This window comes from Okeania sp. SIO3B5 (assembly GCF_010692555.1).
Classification (GTDB): Bacteria; Cyanobacteriota; Cyanobacteriia; order Cyanobacteriales; family Microcoleaceae; genus Okeania.
Window position 1 is genome coordinate 38,883 of sequence record NZ_JAAHHG010000005.1, and the last position, 15,889, is coordinate 54,771.

9 protein-coding genes are annotated in these 15,889 nt (G+C 35.8%); 5 read left to right on the top strand and 4 right to left on the bottom strand.

What is annotated here, in order from left to right:
- Positions 1-302 precede the first annotated feature (302 nt).
- Entirely contained in the window at positions 303-890 is a 588-nt protein-coding gene (gene clpP, locus F6K54_RS01215) for an ATP-dependent Clp endopeptidase proteolytic subunit ClpP (protein ID WP_293073325.1), read from the top strand.
- 359 nt (positions 891-1,249) lie between these two features.
- On the opposite strand, the gene F6K54_RS01220 is transcribed toward clpP, so the two are convergent.
- Positions 1,250-2,413, bottom strand: coding sequence for a hypothetical protein (locus tag F6K54_RS01220; protein WP_293073327.1), 1,164 nt, complete (start codon positions 2,411-2,413; stop codon positions 1,250-1,252).
- 1,688 nt (positions 2,414-4,101) lie between these two features.
- Here F6K54_RS01220 and F6K54_RS01225 point away from each other — a divergent pair.
- Both F6K54_RS01225 and F6K54_RS01230 read left to right on the top strand, forming a co-directional pair.
- Entirely contained in the window at positions 4,102-6,408 is a 2,307-nt protein-coding gene (locus tag F6K54_RS01225; protein ID WP_293073330.1) for a ribonuclease R family protein, read from the top strand.
- Between the two features lie 602 nt (positions 6,409-7,010).
- A complete protein-coding gene (locus F6K54_RS01230; RefSeq protein WP_366558013.1) occupies positions 7,011-7,253 on the top strand; it encodes a hypothetical protein in 243 nt (80 codons plus the stop codon).
- Positions 7,254-7,359: 106 nt separating this feature from the next.
- On the opposite strand, the gene F6K54_RS42555 is transcribed toward F6K54_RS01230, so the two are convergent.
- The 3 genes from F6K54_RS42555 to F6K54_RS01240 all read right to left on the bottom strand — a co-directional run bounded on the left by F6K54_RS42555 (position 7,360) and on the right by F6K54_RS01240 (position 9,055).
- Positions 7,360-7,464, bottom strand: coding sequence for a helix-turn-helix domain-containing protein (locus F6K54_RS42555; RefSeq protein ID WP_366558014.1), 105 nt, complete (start codon positions 7,462-7,464; stop codon positions 7,360-7,362).
- A 295-nt stretch (positions 7,465-7,759) separates the two neighbouring features.
- Positions 7,760-8,035, bottom strand: coding sequence for a hypothetical protein (locus tag F6K54_RS01235; protein ID WP_293073332.1), 276 nt, complete (start codon positions 8,033-8,035; stop codon positions 7,760-7,762).
- A 393-nt stretch (positions 8,036-8,428) separates the two neighbouring features.
- Complete coding sequence (locus tag F6K54_RS01240) at positions 8,429-9,055, bottom strand: chorismate lyase (RefSeq protein WP_293073334.1); 627 nt, start codon at positions 9,053-9,055, stop codon at positions 8,429-8,431.
- A 434-nt stretch (positions 9,056-9,489) separates the two neighbouring features.
- Between F6K54_RS01240 and F6K54_RS01245 the strand changes: the two genes are divergently transcribed.
- Together F6K54_RS01245 and F6K54_RS01250 are read left to right on the top strand one after the other, a co-directional pair.
- Positions 9,490-11,127, top strand: a complete 1,638-nt coding sequence (locus tag F6K54_RS01245; RefSeq protein WP_293073337.1) for a hypothetical protein — start codon at positions 9,490-9,492, stop codon at positions 11,125-11,127.
- Positions 11,128-12,641: 1,514 nt separating this feature from the next.
- Entirely contained in the window at positions 12,642-14,588 is a 1,947-nt protein-coding gene (locus F6K54_RS01250; protein WP_293073340.1) for an ATP-binding protein, read from the top strand.
- The last annotated feature ends 1,301 nt before the right edge of the window (positions 14,589-15,889 follow it).

A 15,889-nucleotide genomic window follows, 5' to 3' on the forward strand; every position in this document is an offset into this window, starting at 1 on the left:
CAGAAGTAATTATCCATTATCCATTATCCATTAATGAATCCTACCTCTTCGCTCATTCTCATTTCTCCTGTCTCCTACCCCAGCAAAAAAACTTTCCATACGCAAACCCTAAATATTGTCAAAATAAGAATAAAAATTAAACAAATTATCAACTATTTTCTCTGTGCAATTGTCTGGTTAAATTATGCCTGAATACCAATAAACCCTACTTGACTTCCTAATAAATTTGCTAAAGTTAAACCAGAATCGCTAAGATATATTAATGCCAAAAATTTTGACATTTAACTTTTGACTTAAAAAATATGATTCCAACCGTTATTGAACAATCTGGCCGTGGCGAAAGAGCCTTCGATATTTATTCTAGACTTCTACGCGATCGCATAATATATCTAGGAGAAGCCATAGATTCCGATCTGGCCAACCTAATCGTCGGCCAATTATTATATTTAGATTCAGAAGACCCAGAAAAAGATATTTATCTGTATATCAACTCCCCTGGTGGATCAGTCAGTGCAGGGATGGGTATTTATGACACAATGAGACACGTTCGCCCCGATGTCTGTACTATTTGTATGGGAATAGCTGCCAGTATGGGAGCATTTCTTCTCAGTGGAGGAACAAAAGGCAAAAGAATGAGTCTACCCCACGCCCGAATTATGATTCACCAACCATTAGGTGGAGCACAGGGTCAGGCTACAGATATTGAAATTCAAGCTAGGGAGATTTTATACCTCAAAAAATATCTGAATGACTGTTTAGCAGACCACACAGGTCAACCCATAGAAAAAATTGTGGAAGATACAGAAAGAGACTTTTTTATGTCAGCTACAGAAGCAATGGAGTACGGCTTAATTGACCAAGTTTATAACCGTAACCCCTCTAATTCTTAACCAATTTTTTAAGGAGAAACAAGAAAAAATTTTCCTTTTATTCAATCCTCTTCCTTTTAGGGCTATGCTTTATAAACATCTTTACTTAACATAAAACTTGACAAAAATATCATTTGATGTATTAAAGTCTGAAAGCTCCTAGTGTCGTTGTGATCGCAACGACAAAAAACAGCTTTTAGGAGTACACAAGTTAGTCAATTTGTCAAATCAATAAAACCAACAAAATGCTCGTAAGCTTTTGATAATAGGCATTATACACTTTTGTAAAGAATTTTGCTGATAATGCATAGCTTTTAGGGAGAGGTAATTATCAATTATCCATTATCAATTATCCATTATTGAACTTCTTTCTTCCTTCTTCAAGGCGTATCTAACTTCTCTAAATTTTGTAAGAAATCTTGCAATTGTTCATAGGAAAGACGGGTACGCCCTTCCTCTCCATAGTTTTTTTTGAGATAAGTTTTTCCTTTTGTTGAATTCCAACCCAAACGTTTAATTTCATTGGTAGTTTTACCAAATACTTCTAAATACTCCAAAAAGCTTTGTAACTCATCTACACTTAATTGTTCCAAAGATTCTTTGTTATGACTATATTCTAAATAATCTTTTTGTTGTTTAAGCTTCCATCCCTGACTCTTACTTTCCTTTGTAACCTTAAGCAAGACATCTAAATATTGATGAAAATTAAATAATTCTTCCGTTGTTAAAAATTGACGTGTTTTTTGATGATAATTCTGTTCTAGAAAATCTTGTTCCTTTTCTTTAGTCCAGGATAAACTATCAATCAAAATATCTATTTTAACATTATCATCAGATACATCGTATGATGTATTTAGTGAATGATTTTCCTCAGTAGTATCAATCGATTGAGCTATTTCTACTGACGAATCTATAGATTCTGCTGTAGTTATTTCACTATCTATATCATTATTATTTCCAGAATTTATTAATGTTTCTGTCGTCTCATCAATCTTTTCCTCCTCCTGCTCCGTACCATAGTCAGTATTTAACCAACTATTATCAAATCCACTCGAACTTTGAATAAGATCGGGAATATCATCATAGTTAATACTAGATTCTACTATCTGTAATTTCTCTTTTTCCACCGAGGTATAAATTTCTGATTCTTCCAACTCAGACGAAGTAGTTGAACTATCAAAAACCTCCTTAGTATCTAAATTCGATATTGCTGCTGGTACTTCCTCTATATCTATCTCTTTTTCTAAAGAAGTGTTGATATAAGTGTCAGTTTGTGGTATGGGAGGACTAACAGATTGAGTAGGATAAATTTGAACAGAACTTTTAGGTGTAGAAATAGATTTATCCAGTGGAAGAATGGCAAGCGATCGCTTTCTAGCTTGGTCTTCTGCCAACTCCACAGTATCAGCCGCCCCTAATCCACTGGCCAAAGTTTGACCATTAACCTGCACTAGGACACGAACCACATACTTACCATTATGGATAGTAATTAACTCAGAGATTAAGCAACCTGTGGGGTAACAAGCTCGAAAACGTTCTAACATAATTGTCTACTTAGTGAAACCTAGATCGAGTTAAAAGTCCAGTTTAATACATTTGCTCAAAACCCAGAGCCATTTCAATTACCTTTGCCAAAAAAATAATTTAAAGATATTCTAGGATAGGATAAGTTCATAGCTAACTCAAAAGTTGTGGCCATTAAACAATTTATCTAAAAAGGTAAATTACCTAAATAACATGGGAGCATGAAAGCCATCGTCTTTTAAGCGATGGATGAAAGGCGAGAAGTCGGATTTTAATCCGAAGTATTTTATTTGACCGAGGAAAGTTATACAAGTATTGCTTCATTTTTAGATGGTGACAATCTACATAATATGGTGAGAAACCCAATGATTGGAAACCGTCAGGAAAGAGAATAAAGCGTGGTTTGTATAGAAAAGGTAATAATTGGTGTATTAATGCAGACTGTAATGGGGCTGCAAATATCATCACAAAAGTAAGCAGAAAGCTAGGTTTAAACTTAAGCCGACTGTGTAGGGGCACCGCGGAAATTGTCCCCAAAGAGTATATCTTTGGTCAGCGCGCGAAAAAACGAAGCAACATGGATTTACCGGTGTTGCGTAGTATCAACTTAGAATCTCCGTGACTTAAGTCCGGGGAGTAGTCAAGACAAACTATGATATGGCTGAATTAGGAAAAGGGAAATCCAAGTGACAGCTCCCGTCGCTAAATCGGAGATTATAGCGCGGGCTTCTCGTTGACTCCCGGCAACCCGGCGGACATTTCACGAGCTTTGGTTTTACTTCCCCGTGCTGCCCCACCGGAGAAGGAGTAGAAAAATCTCGCTCTACCTATTTTCCTTGAAAGTTTTACATACAAGTGGCGGCTGCAATTTCTGCACAATTCCTTGTAAAACCCCATACTTTCAGTTGTCTAGGTTCAGTTTGTAGGCGGCTTGAGCTCTTGTGTTTAACTTGACCTACATTAATCATTCTACTGGCGATTCATCCCATCGTCAAATCGGAGATTATGACGTGGGGCTTCTCGCCCGAACAGCTAAATGTCGCTCTTGGTCTCCCGTTATAATCTCCGATTTAACGGGAGGGCAGGGCGCAACCTGCAAAAAAACTCATCTCTACAGTAAAGTAGCTTCAATTATGCTACAATTAACCCCCAAATCAAGTAGCGGTAATACGCACCTGACTTCAGGACCGAGACAACTCAAGATATGGGGTTCAACTGGTGAAGTCCTAGTAATTTCCGATTTGTCGGTAAAATCACAGAAGGTAGCTAGGTGAATACATAACTGGACAGTTTGAAACGGCGGTGGGTCTCATCGTTGCTGCCTGTGGAGGTGAAGAGGATACTCAACCTTGGAAGCAGGAAGCCCTTTTCCGTGAGGGAGGGAAGCCCTCGTTATAGCGCTAGCTTAACGAGGGAGAACGTCACAGAATAAGTTTTCCATAAACTAGGGTGAAGACAAAAAAGTACAAGCCATTTATCCTAATACATTCACAAAAAGTAGCAAAGATAGTGGTAAATACTAGATAGCTGGGCGGTTTTGTCTACGATGAAATAACTCTACTCAGTAAATGTCTTGCCAAAATTAGCTTAAGAGGGCCATTAAGCATTTAACTAAGGAAAGCTGATTTACAACTATCAAGGTGAGACAGTCAAGGCAGACTACTTTACTAAGATAGCTGAACCGATAAAAAAAAGGATAAAACGCTGCATGAAATTTTCCATCGCTACACTGCTAGCAAACTTTAGCGAAGACAAGTTAGTTGCTCCTAAAGCAGTGGAGAAAAAACTAGATTGTCAAGACGATCTAAGTATCCATAAATTACAAATTGTTTTGGATGCTCTAGAAAAAATAGGAGTTTTAGCCAAAGATAAAGGTCGTTATAGACGACTGCTTGAAGAGTCTGTTGTAGAAGCAAAACTGCGCTGTTCCAGTAAAGGATTTTGCTTCGCCATACAAGACTCAGAAGGAACTGAAGATATTTATATCCGGGAAAGTCATCTGAGTAACGCCTGGAATAGCGATCGCGTCTTAGTCAAAATCATCAAAGAAGGCAGTCGTCGTCGGAGTCCAGAAGGAGAAGTAAAATTAATCTTAGAACGTGCTAACCCCTCCTTATTAGCCAGAATTAAACAGATAAATGGACATAATGGGGAACCCTATTATCGGGCAGTTCCCCTAGACGATCGCTTACTATTTGAAATAGACTTAATACCAGAAAATGCCGATCTAGCAAATGCCATCGATCACCTCGTCCATGTCGAAGTATTGCGCTATCCCCTGGGAGAAAAACGTCCCATAGGAAAAGTGGTTCAAATTCTCGGTTCAGATGCAGAAGCAGCAGACGATATGGATATAGTATGTTGTAAACATGACTTGCCTCGGTCTTTTTCTGATGCTGCGATCGCAGAAGCTGAGTCTTTGGTTAAGCACTCCACCAAGGCCGATCAAAAAAATAGATTAGACTTGCGCGAACTGCTGACAGTTTCCTTTGGAAATGCCAATAAGAAAGACATTAACCATGCTCTGAGTATAGAAACCACTTCCTCCGGTTATTGGCGAGTGGGAGTTCATATTGCTGATGTAGCATACTTTATTAAGCCAGAGTCACAACTAGACAAGGAAGCTCGTAAGCGGAGTATCAGCATATACCTGCGGGATACAGTAATTCCTATTGTGCCAAAGATCGTATCAAGTGATTACTGTTCTTTACTACCAGAAAAAGATAGACTCGCGATATCGATCCTAATTACGGTCAATAAAAATGGTCAAATAGTTGAGTTTGAAATTGAACCTAGTGTGATCGAGGTAGATGCTCACCTTAGCTATGAACAGACGAAACAAATAATCAATGGCAACACAGAGGAATTAGTTAACCTCCCCTCAGAACAAATAGAGAGTACAATTAATAAACTCAACAATGTCAGTCAAGCGGTCCGCAATGCAAGATTACGAAGAGGTGGTTTCGACCTAAATTTACCAGATGAAAAAAGCTATTACAATGATGAGGGAGAATTGGGAGCAATGATAGTTCCCGAACTATTTCCAGCTAGAGCTATGGTAGCAGAATTAATTGTCCTAGCGAACCAAGCAATAGCAAGTCACTTAACTGCACTGGGAGTTCCAGCAATTTATCGAGTGCAAAACACTCCAGATCCAGGAGACATTCAAGAATTTATTAAATTAGCTAGTAATCTTGGAGCTGAGTTATATCTAGAAGATGAAGAAGATGTGCAACCTGCTGACTATCAAGCATTTATTGAAGAATTTACTGCACAAAAATCAGAAAGAGTGCTGGCATATTTGCTTGAAGACACTTTGAAACCTGCTATTTACAGTACCATAGCTCAACCCCATTTTGGCCTAGCCTTGCAACATGGTTATGTTCATTGTACATCACCAGTTTCCAGATATTCTGACCTGCTGATTTCACGAGTCTTACATATCATATTTAATGAAGGACGCGATCGCCGTTCGAGTCGTTCCAAAGAGGGTGTGGAACTAGGTCACTCTTCTTGTCATGGTAAAATAACCTGGAATGTTTTACCTCCAGAAATACAGCAAGAGTTGGAAGCACAACTAACATCAGTAGTTGTACATTTAACAGAACGAGAAAATGTGGCACAGGATGCTCAAGAAGACCTGGAGGGATTAATTAAAACTGGATTGATGAAGGAACGCACAGGGCAAACGTTCCAAGGTTTGATTACAGGGGTGCAGTCTTACGGTTTCTTTGTAGAAATTGAAATTTCCTCTGAGTCAGTAGAAAGTTTCAGGGTAGAAGGTTTAGTTCATGTATCCTCTCTCAAAGATGATTGGTATGAATATCGTTCTCGACAACAAACTCTTGTAGGACGCAAAAATCGTAATCAGTATCGACTAGGGGATATGGTGGAAGTACAGGTCAAGAGTGTTGATTATTATCGTCAACAAATTGACTTAGTTGCAGTGGGTGGTGGTAGCATTGCCTTTGATGATGATGAGTTTTCTACCCCTAGTCATCCTTATCGGTTTTGATGAAGTAGGGTGATGGGGTGATAGGGAGGTGGGGTGATGGGAAATAAGTCTAGTGCGAGAGCAAGATGCTCCCGTGAGATGTAGTTCAAGCTAGTATTTAATGCTTTTTTTCCCTTCTTCCCTATTGCCCATTGCCTATTCCCCAAAAGCTCATAACTGATAACTGATAACTGAAAAAGTAGGGTGCGTTAATGAAATGTAACGCACCACCTATCCCAAACACTTCGGTGCTGATAACTGATAACTGTTAACTGATAACTGAAAAAGGGGGTTGACAAGAAAATTTGACATGGTATTATATTCATAATGGAAAAGGTGCGCTCATATATACTCAAGTTAAGTTAGGCCAAAAAAATATAGAAGAGGTAATCGTTGGTTTAGTTTAGTAGCGTTAATGAAATGTAACGCACCGCCCATCCCAAATACTTCGGTGCGTTACGCTTTGCTAACGCACCCTGCTGAACCGACACAGCTAAAACTGTGCATTAGGGAGAAGGGGAGAAAGGTTTTTGTTGGGTTTCACTCCGTTCAACCCAACCTACACTTATCGCACTGATAACTGAAAAAGCTGATAACTGATAACTGATAACTGATAACTGAAAATGCGGCCTGGAACAATCCTGAGAAACCATTACAAAATTATTAAAACTCTTGGCAGTGGAGGGTTCGGGGATACCTACTTAGCTGAAGATTTAGATTTACCAAGAAATCCTAAATGTGTAGTTAAACATCTCAAACCTAAAACCTCAGATCCAACAGTTTTTCCTATTGCTCTCAAGTTGTTTGAGAGGGAAGCGGAGGCTTTATACGAGTTATATCATGTCCGGATGATTAGTGATGATTAAGCATTTCTAGTTTGAGGCCACAGCGTGAAAACAGGTTAAACCCTGAACAAATTCCTGCTGCTCCATAATTTTCTGGCAGCGATAGACCAGCAGACTAGACTATCATTCACTCGCCACACGGACACAGCCAAATAGCTTGGCGCTCTCGGTATTTTTGTCCCGGGGTTGGATATATACGGTACTTAAATCTAGCTTTCATAACTTGACGCATCAAACTAACAATATGATAACATATTTATTGAAAAAAATCAACCCGCAAGCAATAAAAAGTCGCCCGCTTATGGGCTAGGCTTGAGACCCATTTTTTCGGTTAATTAGGGTTTGCTGAAAAATTCCTATGAGCAAGGGTAGGAGTCAGGAGTCAGGAAGACCGAGTCAGGATAAATAAGAATTATAGAGGAGGTAGTCGGATATATTTGTCCCTTTATTTTTCCGCCCTTCTCTGCTGAAAAAAAACCACACCTCTTTTCAGATTATGGAGTGGTTTTTTAAATCAAAAGTAATATTTACTTGCTCATATTATCAATTCTTTTTTGATATTCATCCTTATTTTCTGTTTTAAATAAATCATTCATTAGCCAATCTAATAACCCCATTTCATCATCATCAACATTATAATCGTCTTTACCAAAAATTTTCAGGAAATACCTTAAGCTCTTATTTTCAAGATTATCATAAACTTCTTTTCTGGCTTCACTATCAGAAATATTATTGTCTTTATTAGCCTCCTTGGCTTGCTTGATTAACTCTTGAAATTTTTCTCTATCTTCTTGATTGCTCATATTTTCCCTCCATTTTTACGTAAATTATAGGTAAGCATTCAGCCGTCAGCCATCAACTAGCCTCCTCCGGAGGAACTGCGGACTTCAGCTATTGCTCTTAGTTTAGGATAAAAGCTTTATTAATTGTCTGATTACAACAGTTGGCTCCCTTGCCCTTAAAGTCTATTTTAATTTAAACACTTTCCTGAAAGAGAGAGTCTTGTTGCTGATAGCTGAATGCTTACATTTATAGACTTTAAGTTTAACGTTTATAATCAATTCCTTGCTAAATTATTTCATACAACTTTTACAGTTTTATACTTTTGATAATTTCTTAATACTAACGATTATTTCACATAACCTAGGTATGAAACCATTTGTAATATATCTGAAAGTGAAATAGTATAACAACTATTACTTTGGAGAATCGCCATCCATAACATTTGTTGGTCCTAAATATTTCCTCAGATAAGGTGAAAATACCTCATAAATTAATGTCAGTGGCTGGCCATGATGCCAAAATAGGTAATGTCGTCCCCAAAATGGTCCTAACTGGCCAAAAGCTAACTCTAATTCTCTAGAATGACCATAATAAATTCCTTGGACATCTCGATATAATTCAGTCCGCAAACGAGCTAAACTAGCCCAAATAGGCAAAGACCGATTTTGCAAATACTCATCCACATGACTTGCTTCCCACCACGAAGCAGCATAAGCTAGTCTTTGTCCTGAAGTTGTTCTCAACCATACCTGCCGTCGCAGTCTAGGGCCAGGTAGGGCATTAATTAAGTCAGGGGCATTATCAAGATTCATGCCAATAGGAGACATATCAATTACATCAACTTCTGTGGGTTCAGTTGTCAAAAGTTGTAAGTGACGAGTGGGAGAGCCATCTCCAAGTAGTAATATTTGCCATGCAGGTGAAAGTTGGGAGTGGGGCAGACCTTGGCGGACTGCTTCTTCTCCTCCTTGCCATAAGGGAGCTAGGGAATACCAAGGCTTGGGCTGTATAATAGGACTTTTGGGTGAAATAGCAGTCAATTTTTTTCTTTACAGAACTTAACTTAGTTATTTCGATCATAGCGTCCCGACTCAATTCTTTCTACTAGCGCCGCTACGCGGAAGTCAAAAGTCAAAAGTTAAAAGTTAAAAGTTAAAAGTCAAAAGTATTGATTTGTAATTGTTTTAGGATTTTGTAACTGGTCAGTTATTTCCGCCATCCTGCACTAGCATCAAAATCAGGGCTATTTAATTCTTTATAAACCTGGGTGTGGGGAGATGGGGAGATCCAGAAATATTTGGTAATGTTTGAAGATGGAACATTTTTTATACCGAATTAAGCGGATTTGATATAAAGTATCACTTTTAACTTTTGACTTTAGTGAATGGGGAGATTGAAGTGTGGATAGAATTATAAACATCATAAACATATACTTTATAACCGGATTCTATATAATCTATAAATAATCAAAATTATGAATAAAAAACAACCATCATCCTTATGGAAATCAGTGACTGACAAAACATCAACAGTTAGAGACAATATTGGTAAAAAAGTATCTAAAGCCGGGAAGTCAATCAGTGAAAAAGCTTCCGAAACTGCTAAAAGTAAAGCTTCAGAAATGGAAGAAATCATCAGTAATAAAACATCAAATATTGGTAAATATTTTAGAGACACTGTTAAAGAATCTGCTTTTGGAACACAGCAAACTAATTCTGAATTATCGCCAGAAATAGAAAATGATTTAGAACAAGAAGAAATATATCATATCTTTGTTGCTTATCAAACTGCTAGTCAGGGAGGTACTCAAAAAGTAACTCTCAAATCAGGTAAAAGCTATAACGTGAGAATTCGTCCGAATAGTACTGAAGGTTCTACTTTACGATTAAAAAAATGCGGTTTACAAGGAAATGATGCCTTTCTAGTTTTACATACTTTTTATAACCCTGAATTAAACCTAGACCGTCGGATGAATAATTTGGTAGTTCATGCATCAATTTATGAGAGAAGCAAAACTAGATCTTTAGAAGCTTATAACAGAATTAATGCTGGTTTATATGTTTATGATTTAGCAGCACTCAATCTATTAGATTTTCTTGTTAATTCTTCAAATATAGATTCCTTAATTGGTTTACGTTATACAATTGCCAGTGAAAATTCGCGGTGGATAGGTATTGATAAAAGTTTGGAAGAAGTTTTAGAGTTTGCCAATTTAAGCGAAGTTAAAAAATATCAAATTAAGAGTATTTATCAATATATTAAAGCAGCAGATCCTTTGCCTGAATTAGATGATTTTCAACAGTTAAATGTAATGATTTTAAATTCAGCGATCACTTCTGAACTGAAAGATAAATATTTATTGGCAAGTGCTACATCAACTGGGTTAAGAATAGATATGTTAATTGTAGATTTGATTTACAATAACCCAGAAATAAATAATAATCAACGTCGGAAATATTTATCTTTCTATCAGGAGATTAAAGAAGGTGCAAAAGTGTCAGATAATTTGATTTCAGAAAGTTTAGACTCGATAATTATTCAGGCAGAAATTCCGAGAATATGTAAAATTGTATATCAACTTTTAAGAGAAAGATATTTTGAAATAGAGTTAGAATTAGAAAGGATAGAACGGGAAGAATTTTACTCAGTTTTTAGCAAATTCAGGAAAGTAGAACAGTTTGTCAAACAGGCAGAAAATCAAACAAAAACCACAAATAGTTTCGGAAATATTGCCATTCAGAAAGGAATGTTAATCGAGGAAGCAGATGATGCAGTAGTTAGTGGTGGTGTTGGAGTATTAGCAGGAGTAAAAGTATTAAAAGGAGGAGAAGCTTTAATTGGAGCTGTTGGTTTAGTAGCGATCGCTTCAACTTTAGAAATGAGTACTCAGGAGAAAATTAAATTAGGAATTACTGAGGAGGGAAATTTTTCCGGGGCAGTTGCTTATAGTGGAATTATGAATGCTATTAATCAAGTTAGTTGGGTAATTGGCGATGGTGGAGAAAGAAAATTAGAGCAGAAATTAGATATTTTCGGAATGTTGAAAGGTAGTCAGGATAAAAAGCAAATTTTACAAGAGTTGGAAACTAAATTGTATAATTCAAATCCCTGAATAAGGCGTTATAGTTCTCCGCACAAGGCAAAATTCAAAATTCAAAATTCAAAATTCAAAAGTTAAAAGTAATCCTTGACTGAGTTTGAGTCTTTGTAAATGCCCTAACCTTTGTTTCGACTGCTATATAACAATTTGATAAATATTTGCTATAAATAACTAGGTCATAACTTATCTTTTTAGTTTAAGGGAAATATCCGATAGAGTTTTTTAACTTCCCTTATTATTCGTAACAATCTTTTTTAAAAATGGTATTAGGTTGTGAGTTTACTGAATAGTAGATAAAATCAATTAGTCACATAAAAAAAAGTTACATAATTAGGTCTTGCTGATTAAATATAAAAGCATTGACAGATAAGAATTTTAGCCTTTTTTATGTCTTTAAAAAGTGCAAGCTTTTCGGTCTAAAATGCTCAAAAATTTAGTATTTTAGCTGCATAGTTGGGCAGAAAAATCATTCTTACAAAGCTTAGATCCTGCCTCCTCGCTCATTCCCATTTATCCTGTCTCCTACTCCTAAAAAAAACTTTTTCAGCAAACCATAATTACGTGGTATTTTAGGTAGAATTTAACGAAGTAAAAATTCATAATTAAGAAGTCAAAAGTGGTTTTTAAACGGGGATTTTGAGCAACTCTCCAAAAATATTACGCCTTAAAATGTGGGGTTTTAGACTATTATGATTTTGATAAATTACTACAGTTCATATCAAAGGAAAATTAATCTGATAAGCAACACAAAAAATTGCTTTTTATCCCACAGCTTTATCCTAAAAATTCTTAACTGAATCGTATTGGAAAAATAAAAAATTACACCAGATTTAACTATGATTAGGCGATAGTTTTTTTAACTTATGCAAAATAGCGATCGCTGATTTTTGTTTGAGATATTAGGAAGCAATTTCTAGTATTACAGCAGAAGGAAGAAGGAAGGACTGAAGTTGGAAAAAAGAAAAATCTTGCGTTGCCTGAGTTTTAAGCTGTTGATATGTCCTAACCTGTCCTTAAATTGCTATAATAAATTTTCTAAAAATAAATGACAGAAACAAAATTGCCCGTATTTTTACTAAACATACAATTAATAAATAATCCTGTTAGGGAATAGCAAAAAATAAATTATCCAACTCTTGGACTCCCCTTACTCTCTACTTGTTATTCCCCTAAATTCAGTGCAATGGGATATTTTTCACTTAGAAGTCTCTTATACCAATTTTATCTGAGGTGGCACAGAATTAGGTGTTAGGTCTTAAGTCTTAAGTCTTAGGTATTGGATGTTATAGCAATTTTATCTGAGGTGGCACAGAATTATGAAATTGATTAACCTATCTATCTCGATCTACAGTCAACTCTGATTAAAATATTATTCTATGTCACTTCTTATGGATTTTGTCTTAGTAAAAATAATGCTAAATCAACAACAGGAATATAGTAGCTTTCTACAGCCATAATTGTTTCCTAATATCCTAATTTATACTTGACCAATATATTATTAGAATAGTCAATCAATACAAATTAATATGTCAGAAGTAAGAAAACCCAAATATCCCATTATTTCTTATAATCATATTCTTTCTGAACTTTCTGTGAACCGCAAAGATCCATGTGAAGTTATTCGTGAATTAATCTCTAATTCTTATGATGCCAATGCTTCTAACATTCAAATATACCCACTTTTACAAGAAAAAGGATTTATATATTTTGATAATGGCATTGGTTTAAGTGAAACAGAAGAAATTAATGGTATTACCCCTTATGTAGCTTTTTTCTCAATCGGAAAATCTACAAAAATTCAAGGAGAGTCTATAGGGTATAAATGTCAAGGTTCTAAACTTTGTTTTGCATCTAAAAATATTACTATCATTACTAAATGTTCAGATGAACTTTGGTGGAGATATATATCAATAGATAATCCCCAAAAAAATATCGATCAGTCTTTTAATATTGCTTCTGAGTTTAGTGACCAACCTTGGGATAGTCTAAGTGAACTTTTCCCCACAGCAAAAGCTCAAACAAAAAATATACTTAAAAAATTAAATCAAGATTTTTTTACTACTCAATTTAATCATCAAGGAACAATGATTATTGTTGATGGATTAGAAGTTCAAGACTTCTCAAATTTTTATTCTTCAAATGAATATGGAAAAAATCAATGGTCTTATTTAAAGCATTATATCCGCTTCAATACTAGACATGGTGACATGAGAATACTTAGAGCTGATGAGACAGATTTTCCCAAAAGAAGAGAACTTTCATTTAGAGAAACTATTGGATACAACGACCAATGTCAACTTTTTCTATGGTCTATGATTAAATATAATAAATACGAATTAGAAGAAATTAAACCAGGATATCCTTATTTAAAAAAACCGGATGCCACCGAAAAAATCAAAACTCCTGCTCAAGTATCAAGTCTCGATCATGGTAATTTTTCAGGCCGTTATTGTTCTACTTTTTCATATCAGGAAACAACTTATTGTATCACTTTAGCAATAGATGGAAATAAAAGAGCATTAAATAAATATCCAGAATTAAGTAGAAAAGGCGATGGGAAATCAGGAATTAAATTAGTAGATCAAAGAGGAACTTTCATTTCATCTGAAGGTGTAAAAATTTGTTCTTACAATAAAATTTTTGAGCATCCATTATTAGAAGACTATTCCATACTTGCAGATACCAAAGTGAAATCTCATTATATTTTGATCGTCAACGGTAGTTTTAATGTAGTCACAAATAGAAATTCTTTGACTGATGATTCTAAACAGATATTAAAAGACGATTCATTCCTGAAAAACATAAAAAAATTTTTAGATGAAGCTCAACGACAAGTTTCTGTTTTTCGTGAATTTATTGAAAGATTAAACAAGGAAAATCAAGAGGCAAAATTAGAGACATATATTCAAAAATTAGACAAGCTGAAAAAAGATATTAAAAATAGAACTAGGTTTAAAGTTAACAACATAGAACAATTAAAAAATAAATGGATTATACAACCAGAAATAGGAGAAGAACATTGGGTTGGAGCATTATATACAATGTTTTCTCACTTAGTTACTGTTGACTTACCTTACGCAGAATTATGGGTACGTCCAAGAACTTTTTGTGGCGTTGGTCTTGATAGTATAGCAGTTCCATTAAAAGAAAATAGCTTAAAAGACACGGTTCACAGAGGACTAGAATATAAATACACTTTTTCCCCGACAGATGAATATAATCATCCTTTTATTGTGACTAATTTTATAGTTTGTTGGGATATATCTATACCAGAAGAACGAGAATTAATTAAAGATGCTTATGGCTATTTTGGATATGTATCTTTAACAGAAGAATTAAATAATATTGGTTATGAAATAATTAATATTCAAAGTCAAACAGGTGAAATTCATGACCAAAACATTAAAGTAATTAGCCTCAAAAAATTACTCGATCATACTTTTGATTGTCAATGGACTACTCCTCCAAAATAAGCACTTCATCACATCTAAAACTTAACCTTTTTTGCTTCTGGATAGTTAGTCGTATTTGCTGCGGAGTATATTTCAAAGATTTTCTGATTATCTGGCCATGAAAATTTTCTAGGCGATCGCCCCATCCCAAAAACACACCTTGAGGTATTTCTACAGCTCAAACATTAGAACAGCTATAGCACTATAGTTTTTGATTGGAAGCTCAAAAAATGTGAATGACTGCCATGAGAAAACTATAACGTTATAGTTGAGATACTTCCACTCCCCAGTCAATCATTGTGAGCGCCACCAAAAAATGGAGACTGAGGTAAGTGGAGAGCAAAAAATCTCCCCTTCACCCACAATAGTTGGAGGCTCACAAAATGTGACTGACTACCATGAGAAAACTATAACGTTATAGTTGAGACACTTCCACTCCCCAGTTAATCATTGTGAACGCCACCAAAAAATGGAGACTGAGGTAAGTGGGGAGTAATAAATCTCCCCTTCATCCACAATAGTTGGAGGCTCACAAAATGTGACTGACTACCATGAGAAAACTATAACGTTATAGTTGAGACACTTCCACTCCCCAGTTAATCATTGTGAACGCCACCAAAAAATGGAGACTGAGGTAAGTGGGGAGTAATAAATCTCCCCTTCATCCACAATAGTTGGAGGCTCACAAAATGTGACTGACTACCATAAGAAAACTATAACGTTATAGTTGAGACACTTCCACTCCCCAGTTAATCATTGTGAACGCCACCAAAAAAATGGAGACTGAGGTAAGTGGGGAGTAATAAATCTCCCCTTCATCCACAATAGTTGGAGGCTCACAAAATGTGACTGACTGCTATGAGAAAACTATAACGTTTGAGTTAAGATACTTCCACTCCTCAGCTAATCATTGTGAACGCCACCAAAAAATGGAGACTGAGGTAAGTGGAGAGCAAAAAATCTCCCCTTCACCCACAATAGTTGGAGGCTCACAAAATGTGAATGACTACCATGAGAAAACTATAACGTTATAGTTGAGACACTTCCACTCCCCAGTTAATCATTGTGAACGCCACCAAAAAATGGAGACTGAGGTAAGTGGAGAGCAAAAAATCTCCCCTTCACCCACAATAGTTGGAAGCTCACGAAATGTGACTGACTACCATAAGAAAACTATAACGTTATAGTTGAGACACTTCCACTCCCCAGTCAATCATTCTGAGCGTTACCAACATAGCACTATAGTTATTCATTAGACAGGACTTAGGTCAAAGTACTATATATAGTAGATAAAAACTATAGCACTATGGTACATATAGTGG